Raw genomic sequence first — 16,677 nt, 5'->3', positions numbered from 1 at the left:
GTCAGCTCCCCCGCGTTACGCTGATCCCTTCACACCAGGCCGCTTGTGCCGGGGTCGGGCGAATGTCGGTCCAGCTGTTCAGGTCGACGCGGCTGACGCCGTTGATATGCAACTGCGCATCCACGCCCGAGCGGGCCACTTCAACACCCAGGCGCCGGCGCGGATTGATCCAGGCTTGCAGGCGGCGTTTACACTCGGCAAGCGTCGCCTCGATCTCCGGGCCGCTGCCGCTCATGTGCACCACAGCGTCGATGCGGTAGCGCAGGATCTGCGCACCTTGCACCGTCAAGCGATCACCCACTGGGCGCACGTCATCGTCATTGAGCTTGCGCCGCACGGTTTCCAACAGTTGTACCCCAGCGTCGCCATCGCTTTCGAGCGCCAGCACGGTCACCACCACCTCGGCCGGCGACGGGCTTTCGGCCGTCGCATCGGCCACTTGGCCGGACGCGTTGCGGGCATGCAGGATGTAGCTGTTGCGCGGGCCGGCCGTGGTCAGCCCTTCATACACCAGTTGCACCCGCTCGCGCAGCGCGTCGTCTTCCTCCAGCACCTGCGGGGTGGGCGGTACGCTGCTGGTGTCTTGAGCCTGCACCTCCAGCCGCTGCAGTTGCACATTGGCGGCCAGTTGATCCAAGTCGGCACCTTGCGCATAGGCCAGCAACAGTGCCTTGGCGGCATCATTGACCCGCGCACGGTTGAGCAGCTTGCGGTAGGCGCCGACTTCCAGCAGTTTGTTCACAGGGTCGCTTTCGACTGCAGCGTCCCAGTTGTCGCCCATATGCGACCGGAAGGTCGCCAGGTCAGCCTGGTAGATGGCCTCGAAATCGAGGTCTTCCAGTACCTGCGGCGCGGGCAACGCCGATAGATCCACACTACTCATGCCACCACCTCCAGGGTCTGGCTGGCGTTCAGGTATTGCCCGGTGAGCTGCAAGGTAATCTGCCCGCCAACCACTGCCGTTACCCTGACCCGTTCCAGCTTCAAACGTGGCTCCCAACGCCCCAGGGCGCGGGCCACCTCCGCCTGCACCGCGCTTTTCCAACCTTCGTTGACCGGCAGGTCGACAAAGCGGCGCAGCTTGCTGCCGTATTCCGGGCGCATGCGCCGGCTACCCAGTGGCGTGGTGAGGATGTCTTCGATGGATTGGCGCAAATGTGCAAGACCGGATAACGGCTGGCCGCTCCGGCGATCCATGCCGATCATCGCCCTACTCCTTGGCTGTGAAGTCCGGGTGCTCCTGCAGGTAGCCTAGGGCGACGCTGTCATCAGCGGCGACAATGACTTGTCCTGCACTTACGCTCAGTTGGCGGGCATCCGCCAGGATGAGCACGCGAGAGGTGTAGCGGCTGTCGCAGAACACCCGGGTGGCGGGTGCTTGGGAAGTGCTTTTCTTTATGCTGGCCATGATGTCTCCAGGAATAAAAAAGCCCGCTGTGGGCGGGCTGGATTCAGTGTTTGTGGTTGGCAGTGTTGCCACCGGTATCGATGATCTTGGCGCCACCGAGAATGTCGCCGCTTACCCGCAGCGGGCCGTTGATCTGCACCTCACCGGTCAGGGTAATGCTCGCGGCATTGGCGGTGATGGCCTGATCGGTCACTACTGCCGAGCTACCGCCGACCTTGATGCTGACGGTACCGCTGGGCAGCTCGATGCTGTAACTGCGGGCCTGCCAGTCGTATACCAGCGAGCCACCATCGTCGAAACGCCAGACCTCGACATGCTCGCGGTTGTCCGGCTGGTCGCCGGCGTTGCCGTACAAGCCAGGCACGAACGTACCCTGGGCCGGCTCGCCACTGGGGCTGAGCACAATGCCCTGCTCACCCAGGCTCGGTGCCCGCCAGTGGCGGGCCTTGCCAGCGGCCTGGCTGTGCCAGCGCAACCAGGCGCTGGTCCAGCCGGCGCCGTCGGACACCCGCACCCGGGCGGCGGCAAGGTCTACGGCCACCACCCGGCAGGGAATCACCAGGCCGGCGAGCATACGGTCGTGCATGGCACTGGCGTAGCTCATTGCAGATCCTCCGGCGATTGGTAGTCGGCCTCAAATCTCGGACCGGTGTCAGGGCTGAAGGCGAAGGCCAGGGGCCCAGTCTGATCGGGCCAGGGCCATTGCACCGCTCCCAGGAGCAGCGCCTGCTCCCATTGCACTCGCCAAGTTGTGGGAAACGTTGTGCCTGCGCCGGGTTGTACAACAGACGCCTGAACATTGTTCGCCGCTTGGACAAAGTCCAGTTGCCAGAACTGCTGACGCAACAGTACGGTCAGTTGTGTTGCCAGGCTGGCAGCCTGCAATGGAGCTTGCATAACACTGGCATCCACATGGATATCCGCTTCGAAAGTGGCCAGGATGCAACAACGGCCATCACCTGGGTCGGTTCCGGGCCTGAAGCTGACCATGGCGTGATTGAGGGCCGGCAGCGCCGTGTTCTGCTCCGTCGTGGCGTAGCCGGCAACGGTTTCAAGTTGAGGCATCGCGGCCTTGATGGTCGCGGTGATGGCCTCGTGTAGCGTCGTCAGTTCGTTCACCTGCGCTCCTTGGCGACACGGTTGTCAGGCGCACGGTATCCGTAAGCCATCGCTCATCGCCTCATCCCTTGTTGCTGTCGCTGTTTGACGTTTGTGCATCGATGCCCAGTCGCCGTGCCGCCCAGCGTTCATAAAGCCCGATGGCGACATCGGCACCGGCCATGGCGGTCAGGCAGCCAAAAGCGCTGGCGCTCCAGATCGACATGCCGCTGGCGTACAGCAGCATCACCGTCGACACGCCGCAGACCATACAGGCCCCCGAACGCAACACCAGGCGCCGAAACAGCGCCCAACCACGGGCACCGGCCTTGTCCGCCCGCCACATCTCGCCGGATACGCCGCCCAGCAACGCCAGGACGATCACCAGCCAGATCGGCATTTCCAGTAACGTCTGTTGTTCGTTCGTCACTGTCCTGTCTCCTTGGATAAGTCCGCTTGGCAACGTGCCAGCGGCGTTTTTGTATCGATCACCTCTGCGAGGTAAAAAAAGGTAAAGTTCATCCGTCGACGCGCGTCTGCAAGGACATGCCCAAAGGCCAGCGATGCCAGTAGCGATTCGCCAGGCCGCAATGACTCCCCAGATATCTCGAACCACAGCGGACGCTATGGAAAAAAACTACTATGTAAAAAACCTCTTGCTCGCACTGAGCCTGTTTGCAATAGGCACAGCAATCTGGTGGTACGACAATTCATTCTCAACCCGGGAAAACCTGATTTACTTGCTGCTTTCCAGTGCGAGCCTGTTGTTGTTCCCCTTCTCGAGAAAGTTGATTGAACAGAGCGTTTTAAAGTTTTCTTCTTCGGCATTCTGGAGCCGCGGCCTATTTGTCGAGACCCCGGGTAAAAACGGCCTCTATGCGCTTTTTTATCTGCTGTGCATGGCGACAGCGATCCCGCTGGGTGGCGCCTACTGTGTCTATCTACTGATGAAACGGTAGCGTCACTTCAGAGCGCAAGCAGCGCATCGTTGAACTTCTTGACCCGCGCCTCATCAATGTAGGCACTGGTCACTGCCATGATCATGGCGAATGCAATAGCCCCCATGACGGTCGACGCCGCCACACCGAACGCAAACGCAAGCAGTGCACCTGCGGCATTGCCAGCCAACAGCGTTTCGATCTTCAAAAAGGTGCTACCCCACTCTCCTGTCGCGTAGCCTTTTTTGATCTCGACCAGCAGGTCAGCGTAATCCATGGCTTTACCCACATAGCCGAACGCTTTGCTGAACTGTTCCAGGTTTTTCGCCAGTTGCTCTTTGTTCAGCGAGTCCAACGCCTTGGCAATGGCCTCTCGGTCCTTGGCACTGAATTTTTTGTTCAACGCATCCTTGTATTTTTCATACGCGGCCATGGCCTCCTTGGCATTGCCAATACGCTTGCCCTGGACGCCCGCCGCCAAGGCTTGCGCCTCCGCTGCCAACTGCCCACCTACTTTCGATGTCAGCTCTTTGTAAAAGTCTGCGGTGAATTTTACCGCGGCCTTGTAATCAACTTCGGCCTTGGCGTCATTCGCCTGTTGCTGCCGAGTGATCTCGGCATCCAGTTTGCCTACCTGCGCCAACAGACTAGCGACCTGTTCATTAAGCAGTTTTGCGTTGTAAGTAGCCATCAGCTTGCCAATGCTGCGGCTGCTTTTGACCGCCTTCAACTCGGTCTGCAGTTCACTGTTCTTGCGAACCATCAGCGAATTGATCACCGCCACCTGCCTTTGCAGTCCGGTAATCGTTGCAGTATCTGTCAGCGGTGGAAACTGGCTGGACAACACGTCCAGTTCCTTCTGCAGGTTGATTTCCAGGTTGGCGTGCGCCGCTTTGTAGTCATTTTCGATGCCAATGACAGCACCCAGCATCGGGTTGCCCATTGGGTAGTTACCCAGAATACTGCCCCGGACCTGGCCAGGATTGAGACTGATAAATTCAACAGATCCATCACCGTAGATAATGGTCGTTGCCAGTTCTAGCGCCATGTAAAACTCCCTTTCAGAATTGACGCTGCTCGGCCTCTTGCCAACAGCGGTCACTGCTAAACCGATCACTCGGCATTCCAAAAAGCCCGGCCTCCCCAGGCTTTTCAGTAATGCGTTGTCGAACCGCCCGCCACGACTGGTGCGCTGGGCGACTCCGCTTCAAGTTGTTCCTCCGACCGCGGCCACCTGCCCGCCGGATAACTGCTTGTGGTGCTTTACGCTGCACACCCGGGCCAGTTGCCAACCCTCTGAACAGTTCAGGCCTGTTCATCGCTGCCTTTGTCGCTACCGGTGTCGACCGGCTTGAGACAAAGATTATGCATCAATGCATATGCAGTCAATGCATTTATGGAAATATTTATGCATGAGAAAATGCACCTGCGCATGTAGGCCTTGCCCTGCCTGGGCTGGATCGCTTTTCTGCAGGCGAAAAAAAACCCGCCGAAGCGGGTTATTCTGAGGAGTAGGACTACTCAGCGAGCGTACATGCCCCACCAGAACACATGCCCAAGGATGCTGATCTGCTCCTCTTGCATCTGCTGGAAGCTGTAGTCTTCATCCGGGTGTTCATCGCGGTTGAAGCTGCGCAGGCGAATGCCGGTAGGCAGGCGATACAACTGCTTCACCCGCAGTTGGCCATTGTGGTTGATGGCGTACAGGTCGCCGTCGACAATGTCGCCGATGCCGCTCTTGCCGGCGTTGACACCCACCGTGGCGCCGTCACGCAACACCGGCAACATGCTATTGCCGCGCACCGTCACACACTTGGCCTGGTCGAACTGCACGCCGTTGTGGCGCAAGCTGCGCTTGCCGAAGCGCAGGCTGGCCTTCTCGCTTTCTTCGATTACGAATCTTCCTGATCCTGCTGCCAACTCGACCTCGCGAAGAAATGGAATGGACACCTCGTCGTCCTCGACGGGTGTGTCGTCATCCCACAGACTGATATCGTTCAACTCGGCGTGGCTGCGTGCAGGCGCAGCTTCGCGGCTGTCACCCAGCTCGACGCGACCGCGCAGCTGGTCGGTGCTCACGCCAAAGTATTCGGCGATTTTCGACACATGCTTATCGGACGGGTCGACGATCTTCTCGCTGAGAATGCGCGACAGGGTGGATTGCGGCACGCCGGTACGCCGGTGCAACTCCGTGGGGGAGAGACCGTGGCGATCGAGCAGTGCTCTTAAGACGGATGCTACGTTGCGTTTTTGCATAAAATGCATAATGCCGGTGCCTGTAACGGAATGCAAACCCTGCTATGCATGGATATGCACGGACAAATGGTCGCGCCCGCCCGTTTGCCCTCGGCAGCCCGGATAAAATCCCTGTACCATTGCCCGCTTGCCTTTGGTCTACAACGACACTGCGAGCCCTGTTTTTGCAATGAGCGATCTTTCCGCACACACCCCGATGATGCAGCAGTACTGGAAGCTGAAAAACCAGCACCCGGACCAGCTGATGTTCTACCGCATGGGCGATTTCTACGAGATCTTCTACGAAGATGCGAAGAAAGCCGCAAAACTCCTGGACATCACCCTGACCGCCCGTGGGCAGTCGGCGGGCCAGTCGATCCCCATGTGCGGTATCCCCTACCACGCAGCCGAGGGCTACCTGGCCAAGCTGGTGAAGCTGGGCGAGTCGGTGGTGATCTGCGAACAGATCGGCGACCCGGCCACCAGCAAGGGCCCTGTGGAGCGCCAGGTGGTGCGGATCATCACCCCGGGGACGGTCAGCGACGAGGCGTTGCTCGACGAGCGACGCGACAACCTGATCGCTGCTGTACTGGGTGACGAGCGCCTGTTCGGCCTGGCCGTGCTGGATATCACCAGCGGCAACTTCAGCGTGCTGGAGATCAAGGGCTGGGAAAACCTGCTGGCGGAACTTGAGCGGATCAATCCGGTCGAGCTGCTGATCCCGGACGACTGGCCCCAGGGCCTGCCTGCGGAAAAACGCCGTGGTGCACGTCGCCGTGCGCCGTGGGATTTTGACCGTGACTCGGCACGTAAAAGTCTTTGTCAGCAGTTCGCTACCCAGGACCTCAAGGGTTTTGGCTGCGAGAAGCTGACCCTGGCCATCGGCGCCGCCGGCTGCCTGCTCGGCTATGCCAAGGAAACCCAGCGCACCGCCCTGCCGCACCTGCGCAGCCTCAAGCATGAGCGCCTGGACGACACCGTGGTGCTCGATGGTGCCAGCCGTCGCAACCTCGAGCTGGACGTGAACCTGGCCGGTGGCCGTGACAACACCCTGCAGTCGGTCATCGACCGCTGCCAGACCGCCATGGGCAGCCGTCTGCTGACCCGCTGGCTGAACCGCCCGCTGCGTGACCTGAAAGTCCTGCAGGCACGTCAGGGATCGATTCGTTGCCTGCTCGATGGCTATCGTTTCGAAAAGCTGCAACCCCAGCTCAAGGAAATCGGCGACATCGAGCGGATTCTCGCCCGTATCGGCCTGCGTAACGCCCGTCCCCGCGACCTGGCGCGCCTGCGCGATGCCCTCGGCGCCCTGCCGGAACTGCAGAACGCCATGGCCGAGCTCGAGGCGCCGCACCTGGCGCGCCTGGCGGCCATTGCTGGCACCTACCCGGAGCTGGCCGACCTGCTGGCCAAAGCCATCATCGACAACCCTCCCGCGGTGATCCGTGACGGCGGTGTGCTCAAGACCGGCTACGACAGCGAGCTCGACGAGTTGCTGGCCATGAGCGAGAACGCAGGCCAGTTCCTGATCGACCTGGAAGCCCGAGAGAAAGCCCGCACGGGCCTGGCCAACCTCAAGGTCGGCTACAACCGGGTGCACGGCTATTTCATCGAGCTGCCGAGCAAGCAGGCTGAACAGGCGCCCGCTGACTATATCCGGCGCCAGACCCTCAAGGGCGCCGAGCGCTTCATCACCCCGGAGCTGAAAACCTTCGAGGACAAGGCGCTGTCGGCCAAGAGCCGCGCGCTTGCCCGTGAGAAGATGCTCTACGATGCCTTGCTCGAAAATCTGATCGGCCATCTGCCGCCGCTGCAGGATACCGCTGCGGCCCTGGCCGAGCTGGACGTGCTGAGCAACCTGGCCGAGCGCGCGCTGAACCTGGACCTGAACTGCCCAAGCTTTGTCGACGAGCCGTGCATGCGCATCACCCAGGGCCGTCACCCGGTGGTCGAGCAGGTGTTGACCACGCCGTTCGTGGCCAACGACCTGGCACTGGATGACAACACCCGGATGCTGGTGATTACCGGCCCGAACATGGGCGGTAAATCCACCTACATGCGCCAGACCGCATTGATCGTACTGATGGCGCATATCGGCAGTTTTGTCCCGGCCGCCGCCTGCGAGCTGTCGCTGGTCGATCGCATCTTCACCCGCATCGGCTCCAGCGACGATCTGGCCGGTGGGCGTTCGACCTTCATGGTCGAGATGAGCGAAACCGCCAACATCCTGCACAACGCCACCGAGCGCAGCCTGGTGCTGATGGACGAAGTCGGCCGCGGCACCAGTACCTTCGACGGCCTGTCGCTGGCCTGGGCTGCCGCCGAGCGCCTGGCGCAACTGCGTGCCTATACTCTGTTCGCCACCCATTACTTCGAGCTGACGGTTCTGCCCGAGAACGAGCCGCTGGTAGCCAACGTGCACCTGAACGCCACCGAGCACAACGAGCGGATCGTGTTCCTGCACCACGTGCTGCCAGGGCCTGCCAGCCAGAGCTACGGCCTGGCGGTAGCCCAACTGGCTGGCGTGCCGTCGCCGGTCATCCAGCGTGCCCGTGAGCACCTGGGCCGTCTGGAAACCGCCAGCCTACCCCATGAAATGCCTGTGCAGCAGCATCAAGGTGCACCTGCGGTACCGCACCAAAGCGACCTGTTTGCCAGCCTGCCGCATCCGGCCATCGAGAAGCTCGGAAAGCTGGACCTGGACAACATGACGCCGCGTCAAGCTATCGAAATGCTCTATACACTAAAGACTCTGTTATAACGCGGGCCCGTACAAGCTGATAGAATCCCGCGCGGTTTGGTGGCGCTGCAGGTTACTAGCCTGGCCTGCAGCCGAACATCCAAACCGAGCGGCCCTGTCTGGAAGGGTACCGCTGCCGTCGCCTGAGGAGAGAATTAGAAATGACCTTCGTCGTCACCGACAACTGCATCAAGTGCAAGTACACCGACTGCGTAGAAGTCTGTCCGGTGGACTGCTTCTACGAAGGCCCGAACTTCCTGGTCATTCACCCGGACGAGTGCATCGACTGTGCACTGTGCGAGCCTGAATGCCCCGCCGTCGCCATTTTCTCGGAAGACGAAGTGCCGGCCGGCATGGAGAACTTCATCGAGCTCAATGCCGAGCTTGCGGAAATCTGGCCGAACATCACCGAAAAGAAAGATTCGCTGCCAGACGCCGCCGAGTGGGATGGCAAGACCGGCAAGATCGCCGATCTGGAGCGCTAAGGCGCCCCGATCAACAAAAAAGGCCCTTCGAGGGCCTTTTTTCATGTTTTGCGCAGGCAAAAAAAAGGGGCGGTTTAACCCGCCCACATTTTTTCCGTAGTCCCTTTGTTCCCTTTCATCATCCTGATGAATCGCATCCTGCGATGTCCTTGGCCTCCATCCTTGAAAGCCTGTGTCAGTCCGTAGACACAGGACAAATATTAGCGTTTCCTAGATTCCTCACAACTGCACAAAGCTCTCAAAAAGCTGCGGAAACATAACTGTCACAAACAAAAAAACTTATATTAATCAGATAGTTATATAAAAACGTACACTAAAAACGACAACGATTTACTAAAGTGTACAGCTAAGGCTTACATCACATGTAAGCAATGACTTACATGAACTAGAACAGTACCAACATTGCCGTCAGATCGCGCCCAAACCCGGATGTTTCATCATCCCCCTGGGGAAAAGGTTCTCGGAGCCTTCAGCGCAGCCAGAAACAAAAACGCCCCGACAAGTCGGGGCGCTCTTCACAGCACTACCGCAGTTCCTACTGAAACAGCGACTCGCTGGACAGGCCATTCTTTTCGAGGATCTCACGCAGACGCTTGAGCCCCTCCACCTGAATTTGCCGTACCCGCTCGCGGGTGAGGCCGATTTCCAGGCCGACATCCTCCAAGGTACTGCTCTCGTGGCCGCGCAAGCCAAAGCGGCGAATCACCACCTCACGCTGCTTGTCGGTCAGCTCGCTGAGCCATTGGTCGATGCTTTGCGACAGGTCGTCATCCTGAAGCAGCTCACACGGATCGGTGGGACGATCATCGGTGAGGGTATCGAGCAGGGTCTTGTCCGAATCCGGCCCCAGGGACACATCTACCGAGGATACCCGCTCGTTGAGCCCAAGCATGCGCTTGACCTCGCCGACGGGTTTTTCCAGCAGGCTGGCAATCTCTTCCGGGGACGGTTCGTGATCGAGCTTCTGGGTCAGTTCGCGGGCTGCGCGCAGATAGACGTTAAGCTCCTTGACCACGTGAATGGGCAGGCGAATCGTCCGGGTCTGGTTCATGATCGCCCGTTCGATGGTCTGACGGATCCACCAGGTGGCGTAGGTAGAGAACCGAAAGCCGCGTTCGGGATCGAACTTTTCGACCGCACGAATCAGGCCAAGGTTGCCCTCCTCGATCAGGTCGAGCAGCGAAAGCCCCCGGTTGACATAACGCCGGGCGATTTTAACCACCAGGCGCAGGTTGCTTTCGATCATGCGCTTGCGCCCGGCGGGGTCGCCACGTTGCGACAGGCGCGCAAAGTGAACTTCCTCTTCCGGTGACAGCAAAGGCGAAAAGCCGATTTCATTGAGGTAAAGCTGGGTCGCATCAAGTGCACGGGTGTAGTCGATGTACTTGTGCTGCTTGAGCGTTGAGCCCTGTTTAGCCTTGGTCCGAACCGTAGATACAGCAGGTTCGTCTGACATCACATCCGTTTCCAAAACAATGCCGGTCTCCATCAGGAGAACCTCATCGTCGATGTCAAACTCCGGCACTTCTTTACTGAGAGCCATTGTTATAGTCCTTTGCTGAGTTCGAACTCAGACTCGAGCGACGCCTTAATCCTTGGCAGCGCTGGAGCCTGTCCCCTCTACGCGAGGAACAGGCCGGGCCTAGCAATCAACGACGTGGCAGGAATTGCAGCGGATCGACAGGTTTGCCCTGGCGGCGAATTTCAAAATGAAGCTTCACCCGGTCAGTACCCGTGGACCCCATTTCGGCAATTGTCTGCCCTACCTTGACCTGCTGTCCCTCCCGAACCAAAAGCCTGCGGTTGTGGCCGTAGGCACTGACGTAGGTATCGTTGTGCTTGATGATTACCAGCTCGCCGTAGCCCCGCAAGCCACTCCCGGCGTAGACAACTGAACCATCAGATGCAGCAAAAACAGGCTGTCCCAAATCACCGGCGATATCAATGCCTTTATTCAAACTACCGTTTGAAGCAAATTTACCAATGAGCACACCATTGGCCGGCCAGGCCCAGCCGGCCGTGGAACGCCCTGCCGGGGGCACTTGAACGGGTGCGGTGGTAGCTACCACCGGGGCAACTGGCGGGGTGTTTGGTGTGTTTGCGGGCGCGGTCGCAGGGGGCGCGACCGGCTTGCCAGAACTGTCCAGCGGACGCTTGAAGACAGTGGTCTTGCTCGAGGATGACGGCGTACTGGTGACGACCGTGGTAGTCCCTGTTGTAGCCGGAGCGTTTGAGCGCCCGTCAAAACGGATCGCCTGGCCGGGACGGATGGTGTACGGCGGGGCAATGCTGTTACGGGCAGCCAGGGCCTTGTAGTCCCAACCATAGCGAAAGGCAATGGAGAACAACGTGTCGCCCGGACGCACCACGTACTGGCCGGTAGTGACCACCGGGCGCTTGGGGGCTGCGTTGTTGCGATCGACCACCCGGACACTGTTCGAGGACGTGCTCGAGCACCCCGTCACCAGCGTGCCTACAGCCATTGCAATCAGCAGAAGCTTGAAGTTCGATAGACCTTTGCGCTGCCGAATGATTGTGTGACCCACCCGCCGCTCCCTCTAATGGTGACCGATGCCAAAAATGCAATATTGTTGCAATTATACCCGAGCGCGCCGCCCTGCGAACGTCAGGCATTGCCAAACGTGATCTGCAACAGACTATGGTAGCCCGCCAGATAGACAGGGCAATGCCGCAGGAATTCGCCCGGGGCGAAAATAATCCAGGTCAGGCCAGTGGCCCGGTGAGCAATGGCACGAAACGTACCGCACCCAGCACCCGACGCGAGAAGCCGTGCTCTTCGCGAACGATCAGCATCAGTTGCTGGGTCTCGCCGGTCGGCCCGACCGGGATGACCATGCGCCCGCCCGGGGCGAGCTGGTCGAGCAAGGCCTGGGGCACCTCGGGCGCCACGGCGGTGACGATGATGCCATTGTAGGGCGCCAGCGCCGGCCAGCCTTCGCAACCATCACCCCAACGGAACACCACGTTGCGCAGATTGAGCGCGGTCAGGCGCTCCTTGGCGCGATCCTGCAGGACCTTGATGCGTTCCACGGAAAACACCCGCTCGACCAGTTGCGCCAGGATCGCTGTCTGGTAACCCGAACCGGTACCGATCTCCAGCACCTTGTCCAGCGGCCCTGCTTCAAGCAGCAACTCACTCATGTGCGCGACCATGAACGGCTGGGAGATCGTCTGGTTGTTGCCAATCGGCAGCGCGGTGTCTTCATAGGCGCGGTGCGCCAAGGCCTCGTCGACGAACAGGTGGCGTGGCGTGCGACGCAGTACGTCGAGCACCTTGGGGTTCGACACCCCTTCCTCGATCAGACGCTTGATCAGCCGCTCGCGGGTTCGCTCAGAGGTAAAACCGATACCATGGCGCATCAGATCGTCCTGCTCGCGCATCAGAGTAACCCCTCCAGCCAGCCGTCGAGGCGCTCGAAGGCATCGTTGAAGGTCCGGTCCAGTTGCAGCGGGGTGATCGAGACATAGCCCTGCATCACTGCATGAAAGTCGGTACCCGGGCCGCCGTCTTCGGCATCGCCGGCAACCGCGATCCAGTAACCTTCCTTGCCCCGCGGGTTGACCACCTTGGTCGGCGCCGCCGCGCGTGCGCGGTGCCCCAGGCGGGTCAACTGGATGCCACGGATGTGCTCCAGCGGCAGGTTGGGAATGTTGACGTTGAGCACGGTGCGCGGCGGCAGTTCGAGGCTGGCGTGGGCCTCGACCAGTTTACGGGCGAAATAGGCCGCCGTCGGCAGGTTGTCCGGCAGGCGCGACAACAACGAGAAGGCAAACGAGGTGCCGCCAAGAAAACGCCCTTCCAGCGCCGCCGCCACCGTGCCGGAATACAGCACGTCATCGCCCAGGTTGGCGCCCAGGTTGATGCCCGACACCACCATGTCCGGGGTGGTCTCCAACAGGCCGTTGAGGCCCAGGTGGACGCAATCGGTCGGCGTGCCGTTGAGGCTGATAAAGCCGTTGTCCAGGGTCTGCGGGCACAACGGCCGGTCGAGCGTCAGCGAACTGCTGGCGCCGCTCTTGTCCTGGTCCGGGGCGATCACCACACACTCGGCATAATCCGCCAGCGCGGCATGCAGCGCGGCAAGACCGGGTGCGGTAACCCCGTCGTCGTTCGAAATCAGAATACGCATGGGCTGTCCGTCTGCCCTACCGGCACCAGATCAACAAGCTCGCGCACCACCACGGTGGCGAAGCATCCGGCCGGAAGGACGAATTCCAGTTGCAGGATATCAGGCTCGGGATAATGCCACGTCAGACCGCCAATGGGCAGTCGCAGGATGCGCCGTTCGTGACTCATGCCCGCCCGCGCCAGCCATTGGCACAACGCTGAGTGCTGTTGACCGATGCTTTGCTCGAGTTCACCGGCAACGCCTGTGGCGCCGGACTGGCCCTCGCCCCACAGCGGGCCGGTGGGGTGCAAGTCAAGAATCGCCAGGCGTGGATCGGAGCATTCGGCCTCGCCCGCCGGAAAAAAGCTGCGGCTGTCGGTGAACGCCAGCAGATCGCCAACCTGCGCCTGTTGCCAACTGCCGTCGGCCACACGTTGAGCCAACACCTGGTTGAACAGGTAGCTGCGGGCGCTGGAAAGCAGCCGTGAGCGCACGTTACGCTGCTCAGGTAGCGCCTGCCGGCCAGCCCATTCGCGGGCATCGTGGACGTTGCCGCCGCCGTGGCCGAAGCGCTGGGTACCAAAATAGTTCGGCACGCCCTGGCTGCGGATCTGCTCAAGCCGTGCATCCAGCGCCGCGTGCTCGGCCTTAAGGCCCGTCAGGCGCAAGGTAAAACCATTGGCCGAATGCGCACCCCGCTGCAATTTGCGCGAGTGGCGGGTCTGTTTGAGGATGCTCAGGGTTTCGTTTTGCGCAGCGCTCAGGTCTGGGTCGGCCTTGCCCGGCAGGTGCAGGCTGAACCACTGACGGGTCAGGGCCTGACGGTCCTTGAGGCCGGCGTAGCTGATGCTGCGCAGCGGCACGCCAGCGGCGCGGGCCAGTCGGCGGGCCGCCTCTTCGGTATTGAGGTCGCGCTTTTCGACCCACAGCCACAAGTGCTCACCGGTCCCGCTCAGGGGTATATCGAGTACTTCGTCGACCTGGAAGTCTTCAGCGGTGGCCTTGAGAATTGCGCTGCCCAGCGCTTCGCCCGCTGCCCGCGGGCCCAGCAGTTCGAGTTCGGTCATGCCGGTAGCAACAGGGCAACGGCGTGAACGGCAATGCCTTCCTCACGCCCGGTAAAACCGAGCTTTTCGGTGGTGGTGGCCTTGACGTTGACCTGGTCCAGCTCGACCTGCAGGTCTTGCGCGATCAACTGGCGCATGGTGTCGATATGCGGGGCCATCTTCGGCGCCTGGGCAACGATGGTGGCGTCAACGTTGCCGACTTTCCAGCCCTTGGCCTGAACGATCTGCACGATATGGCGCAAAAGCACACGGCTGTCGACCCCCTTGAACTGCGGATCGGTGTCGGGAAAGTGCTTGCCGATGTCACCCAGTGCGGCTGCGCCGAGCAGGGCATCGCTCAGGGCGTGCAACACGACGTCGCCATCGGAATGAGCCAGCAGCCCGAACTTGTGCGCAATGCGCACCCCACCCAAGGTGATGAAATCGCCTTCCGCGAAGCGGTGCACATCGTAGCCGTGGCCAATACGCATAAAAAAACGCCCTGATTGAGTCAGGGCGTGATTCTACCTGCTTTGCCGGCGCTTGGGCTTGATTTGTAGGATCAGTTACCCTCGCCTGTCAGCGCTGCGGCATGATGACGCAAGTGGTCGTCGATGAAGCTGGCGATGAAGTAATAGCTGTGGTCATAGCCCGGCTGCAACCGCAAGGTCAACGGATAGCCCGCCGCTTTAGCCGCCTGCTCGAGCGTCTGTGGCTTGAGCTGGTTATCGAGAAAGTCATCGCGATCTCCCTGGTCGACCAGCAACGGCAAGCGTTCACTCGCCTGCGCAAGCAACACACTGGCATCCCACTCGCGCCAGCGTGCCCGGTCCTCGCCCAGGTAACGGCTGAATGCCTTCTGCCCCCAGGGGCAATCCATCGGGTTGCTGATCGGCGCAAACGCCGACACCGAACGATAGCGCCCGGGATTGCGCAAGGCGCAGACCAGCGCGCCATGGCCGCCCATGGAATGACCACTGATACCGCGCTGATCGGAGGCCGGGAAATGCGCCTCGACCAGGGCCGGCAACTCATTCACCACATAGTCGTGCATGCGGTAATGCTGGGCCCAGGGTTGCTCGCTGGCATTGAGGTAGAACCCGGCACCCAGACCGAAGTCCCAGGCGCCTTCCGGGTCAACCGGCACCTGCGGGCCGCGCGGGCTGGTGTCGGGGGCGACGATGATCAGGCCAAGCTCGGCCGCAAGCTTGTGCGCGCCGGCCTTTTGCATGAAGTTTTCATCGGTACAGGTCAGGCCGCTCAGCCAGTACAGCACTGGCAACGTGCCGCCCTGCTCGGCCTGCGGAGGCAGGTATACGGCAAACACCATGTCGCAACCGAGCACCTGGGAGCGATGGCGGTAGCGCTTATGCCAGCCGCCAAAGCTTTTCTGACAGGAGATGTTTTCCAGGCTCATGGCAGACCTCAGAAGTGGATGACGCTGCGAATGCTCTTGCCTTCGTGCATCAGGTCGAACGCCTTATTGATGTCTTCCAGGCCCATGGTATGGGTGATGAAGGTATCCAGCGGGATTTCGCCTTTTTCCGACATTTCCACGTAGCTTGGCAGTTCGCTGCGGCCACGTACGCCACCGAAGGCAGAACCACGCCAGACCCGTCCGGTCACCAACTGGAAAGGACGGGTGGCAATTTCCTGACCGGCGCCGGCAACGCCGATGATCACCGACTCGCCCCAGCCCTTGTGGCAGCATTCCAGCGCCGCACGCATCAGTTGCACGTTACCCACGCACTCGAAGGAGAAGTCGACGCCGCCATCGGTGAGGTCGACGATGACTTCCTGGATTGGACGGTCGTAGTCTTTCGGATTGACGCAATCGGTGGCGCCCAGTTGCTTGGCAATCTCGAACTTGCTCGGGTTGATATCCACGGCAATGATCCGCGAAGCCTTGGCCTTGACTGCACCAATAATCGCCGACAAGCCGATGCCACCAAGGCCGAAGATGGCCACGGTGTCACCCGGCTTGACCTTGGCGGTGTTGAGCACCGCGCCGATACCGGTGGTCACGCCGCAACCGAGCAGGCAGACCTTCTCCAGCGGCGCTTCTTTCTGGATCTTGGCCACGGAGATTTCCGGCAGCACGGTGTACTCGGAAAAGGTCGAGGTTCCCATGTAGTGGAACAGTTGCTGGCCTTTGTAGGAAAAGCGCGTAGTGCCATCGGGCATCAGGCCCTTGCCCTGGGTGGCACGGATGGCCTGGCACAGGTTGGTCTTGCCGGAGCGACAGAATTTGCACTGACCGCATTCGGGGGTGTACAGCGGGATTACGTGATCGCCAACGGCAACCGAGGTCACGCCTTCACCAATGGCCTCAACGATGGCGCCGCCTTCATGGCCGAGGATCGACGGGAAGATGCCTTCGGGGTCGGCACCGGACAAGGTGTAGGCATCGGTATGGCAAACGCCGCTGGCGACCACGCGCAACAGCACCTCGCCAGCCTTGGGCATGGCCACGTCGACCTCGACGATCTCCAGCGGTTTCTTGGCCTCGAAGGCAACGGCGGCACGGGACTTGATCATCAATCTTCTCCAGCAAAGGGACAGTTCAGGCTGGCAGTGTAATTCATCGATATTTGATG

At 60.7% G+C, this 16,677-nt stretch carries 19 protein-coding genes; 3 read left to right on the top strand and 16 right to left on the bottom strand.

Features of this window, described 5'->3' with window-relative positions; all coding sequences use genetic code 11:
• Position 1: 1 nt before the first annotated feature.
• The 6 genes from EXN22_RS07625 to EXN22_RS07600 all read right to left on the bottom strand — a co-directional run bounded on the left by EXN22_RS07625 (position 2) and on the right by EXN22_RS07600 (position 2,936).
• Positions 2-883, bottom strand: coding sequence for a baseplate assembly protein (locus tag EXN22_RS07625; protein WP_130263490.1), 882 nt, complete (start codon positions 881-883; stop codon positions 2-4).
• Entirely contained in the window at positions 880-1,206 is a 327-nt protein-coding gene (locus EXN22_RS07620) for a GPW/gp25 family protein (RefSeq protein ID WP_130263489.1), read from the bottom strand. Before EXN22_RS07620 ends, EXN22_RS07625 begins: the two co-directional genes overlap by 4 nt.
• Positions 1,207-1,210: 4 nt before the next feature.
• Positions 1,211-1,408, bottom strand: coding sequence for a hypothetical protein (locus EXN22_RS07615; protein ID WP_130263488.1), 198 nt, complete (start codon positions 1,406-1,408; stop codon positions 1,211-1,213).
• A 43-nt stretch (positions 1,409-1,451) separates the two neighbouring features.
• Positions 1,452-2,012, bottom strand: a complete 561-nt coding sequence (locus EXN22_RS07610) for a phage baseplate assembly protein V (protein ID WP_130263487.1) — start codon at positions 2,010-2,012, stop codon at positions 1,452-1,454.
• A complete protein-coding gene (locus EXN22_RS07605) occupies positions 2,009-2,527 on the bottom strand; it encodes a hypothetical protein (protein ID WP_130263486.1) in 519 nt (172 codons plus the stop codon). Before EXN22_RS07605 ends, EXN22_RS07610 begins: the two co-directional genes overlap by 4 nt.
• Before the next feature lie 61 nt (positions 2,528-2,588).
• Positions 2,589-2,936 carry a phage holin family protein gene (locus EXN22_RS07600; protein ID WP_130263485.1) on the bottom strand — a complete coding sequence of 116 codons (348 nt, stop codon included), beginning with the start codon at positions 2,934-2,936 and terminating at the stop codon, positions 2,589-2,591.
• A 196-nt stretch (positions 2,937-3,132) separates the two neighbouring features.
• Here EXN22_RS07600 and EXN22_RS07595 point away from each other — a divergent pair, with 196 nt between their 5' ends.
• Entirely contained in the window at positions 3,133-3,465 is a 333-nt protein-coding gene (locus EXN22_RS07595) for a colicin E1 family microcin immunity protein (RefSeq protein WP_165392194.1), read from the top strand.
• Positions 3,466-3,472: 7 nt separating this feature from the next.
• Here EXN22_RS07595 and EXN22_RS07590 read toward each other — a convergent pair whose 3' ends face one another.
• Together EXN22_RS07590 and EXN22_RS07585 are read right to left on the bottom strand one after the other, a co-directional pair.
• Entirely contained in the window at positions 3,473-4,492 is a 1,020-nt protein-coding gene (locus EXN22_RS07590) for a colicin-like pore-forming protein (protein WP_177414007.1), read from the bottom strand.
• Between the two features lie 473 nt (positions 4,493-4,965).
• Positions 4,966-5,709 (bottom strand): LexA family transcriptional regulator, encoded by a 744-nt coding sequence (locus EXN22_RS07585; RefSeq protein WP_123565785.1) that lies wholly within the window; start codon positions 5,707-5,709, stop codon positions 4,966-4,968.
• A 160-nt stretch (positions 5,710-5,869) separates the two neighbouring features.
• On the opposite strand from EXN22_RS07585, the gene mutS reads away from it, so the two are divergent.
• Together mutS and fdxA are read left to right on the top strand one after the other, a co-directional pair.
• Positions 5,870-8,440, top strand: coding sequence for a DNA mismatch repair protein MutS (gene mutS / locus EXN22_RS07580; RefSeq protein ID WP_130263483.1), 2,571 nt, complete (start codon positions 5,870-5,872; stop codon positions 8,438-8,440).
• A gap of 140 nt (positions 8,441-8,580) precedes the next feature.
• Positions 8,581-8,904, top strand: coding sequence for a ferredoxin FdxA (gene fdxA, locus EXN22_RS07575; RefSeq protein ID WP_038996711.1), 324 nt, complete (start codon positions 8,581-8,583; stop codon positions 8,902-8,904).
• A gap of 535 nt (positions 8,905-9,439) precedes the next feature.
• Here fdxA and rpoS read toward each other — a convergent pair.
• The 8 genes from rpoS to EXN22_RS07535 form a co-directional block, all read right to left on the bottom strand.
• Positions 9,440-10,447: an RNA polymerase sigma factor RpoS gene (rpoS, locus tag EXN22_RS07570; RefSeq protein WP_130263482.1), complete on the bottom strand. Its 1,008-nt coding sequence runs from the start codon at positions 10,445-10,447 to the stop codon at positions 9,440-9,442.
• A gap of 106 nt (positions 10,448-10,553) precedes the next feature.
• Entirely contained in the window at positions 10,554-11,450 is an 897-nt protein-coding gene (locus EXN22_RS07565; RefSeq protein ID WP_130263481.1) for a peptidoglycan DD-metalloendopeptidase family protein, read from the bottom strand.
• 178 nt (positions 11,451-11,628) lie between these two features.
• A complete protein-coding gene (locus EXN22_RS07560) occupies positions 11,629-12,306 on the bottom strand; it encodes a protein-L-isoaspartate(D-aspartate) O-methyltransferase (RefSeq protein WP_130263480.1) in 678 nt (225 codons plus the stop codon).
• On the bottom strand, positions 12,306-13,055 hold the full coding sequence (gene surE, locus EXN22_RS07555; RefSeq protein ID WP_130263479.1) for a 5'/3'-nucleotidase SurE: 750 nt from the start codon (positions 13,053-13,055) through the stop codon (positions 12,306-12,308). The genes EXN22_RS07560 and surE overlap by 1 nt, the downstream gene beginning before the upstream one ends.
• Positions 13,043-14,101, bottom strand: coding sequence for a tRNA pseudouridine(13) synthase TruD (gene truD, locus EXN22_RS07550; protein WP_130263478.1), 1,059 nt, complete (start codon positions 14,099-14,101; stop codon positions 13,043-13,045). Before truD ends, surE begins: the two co-directional genes overlap by 13 nt.
• On the bottom strand, positions 14,098-14,571 hold the full coding sequence (gene ispF, locus EXN22_RS07545) for a 2-C-methyl-D-erythritol 2,4-cyclodiphosphate synthase (RefSeq protein ID WP_130263477.1): 474 nt from the start codon (positions 14,569-14,571) through the stop codon (positions 14,098-14,100). The genes truD and ispF overlap by 4 nt, the downstream gene beginning before the upstream one ends.
• A 71-nt stretch (positions 14,572-14,642) precedes the next feature.
• The gene (fghA, locus tag EXN22_RS07540; protein ID WP_130263476.1) at positions 14,643-15,497 is read right to left on the bottom strand and encodes an S-formylglutathione hydrolase; all 855 of its coding nucleotides are present in this window, start codon (positions 15,495-15,497) and stop codon (positions 14,643-14,645) included.
• A gap of 8 nt (positions 15,498-15,505) precedes the next feature.
• Complete coding sequence (locus tag EXN22_RS07535; protein WP_130263475.1) at positions 15,506-16,618, bottom strand: S-(hydroxymethyl)glutathione dehydrogenase/class III alcohol dehydrogenase; 1,113 nt, start codon at positions 16,616-16,618, stop codon at positions 15,506-15,508.
• Between the last annotated feature and the right edge of the window lie 59 nt (positions 16,619-16,677).

Source organism: Pseudomonas tructae, assembly GCF_004214895.1.
GTDB classification, from domain to species: domain Bacteria; phylum Pseudomonadota; class Gammaproteobacteria; order Pseudomonadales; family Pseudomonadaceae; genus Aquipseudomonas; species Aquipseudomonas tructae.
This window is presented reverse-complemented; position numbering and strand designations above follow the sequence as displayed.

Coding starts and splice junctions, on each gene's coding strand:
- EXN22_RS07625 (WP_130263490.1), bottom strand. CDS start 883: ATGAGTAGTGTGGATCTATCGGCGTTGCCCGCGCCGCAGGTACTGGAA.
- EXN22_RS07620 (WP_130263489.1), bottom strand. CDS start 1,206: ATGATCGGCATGGATCGCCGGAGCGGCCAGCCGTTATCCGGTCTTGCA.
- EXN22_RS07615 (WP_130263488.1), bottom strand. CDS start 1,408: ATGGCCAGCATAAAGAAAAGCACTTCCCAAGCACCCGCCACCCGGGTG.
- EXN22_RS07610 (WP_130263487.1), bottom strand. CDS start 2,012: ATGAGCTACGCCAGTGCCATGCACGACCGTATGCTCGCCGGCCTGGTG.
- EXN22_RS07595 (WP_165392194.1), top strand. CDS start 3,133: ATGGAAAAAAACTACTATGTAAAAAACCTCTTGCTCGCACTGAGCCTG.
- EXN22_RS07590 (WP_177414007.1), bottom strand. CDS start 4,492: ATGGCGCTAGAACTGGCAACGACCATTATCTACGGTGATGGATCTGTT.
- EXN22_RS07585 (WP_123565785.1), bottom strand. CDS start 5,709: ATGCATTTTATGCAAAAACGCAACGTAGCATCCGTCTTAAGAGCACTG.
- mutS (WP_130263483.1), top strand. CDS start 5,870: ATGAGCGATCTTTCCGCACACACCCCGATGATGCAGCAGTACTGGAAG.
- fdxA (WP_038996711.1), top strand. CDS start 8,581: ATGACCTTCGTCGTCACCGACAACTGCATCAAGTGCAAGTACACCGAC.
- rpoS (WP_130263482.1), bottom strand. CDS start 10,447: ATGGCTCTCAGTAAAGAAGTGCCGGAGTTTGACATCGACGATGAGGTT.
- EXN22_RS07560 (WP_130263480.1), bottom strand. CDS start 12,306: ATGCGCGAGCAGGACGATCTGATGCGCCATGGTATCGGTTTTACCTCT.
- surE (WP_130263479.1), bottom strand. CDS start 13,055: ATGCGTATTCTGATTTCGAACGACGACGGGGTTACCGCACCCGGTCTT.
- truD (WP_130263478.1), bottom strand. CDS start 14,101: ATGACCGAACTCGAACTGCTGGGCCCGCGGGCAGCGGGCGAAGCGCTG.
- ispF (WP_130263477.1), bottom strand. CDS start 14,571: ATGCGTATTGGCCACGGCTACGATGTGCACCGCTTCGCGGAAGGCGAT.
- fghA (WP_130263476.1), bottom strand. CDS start 15,497: ATGAGCCTGGAAAACATCTCCTGTCAGAAAAGCTTTGGCGGCTGGCAT.
- EXN22_RS07535 (WP_130263475.1), bottom strand. CDS start 16,618: ATGATCAAGTCCCGTGCCGCCGTTGCCTTCGAGGCCAAGAAACCGCTG.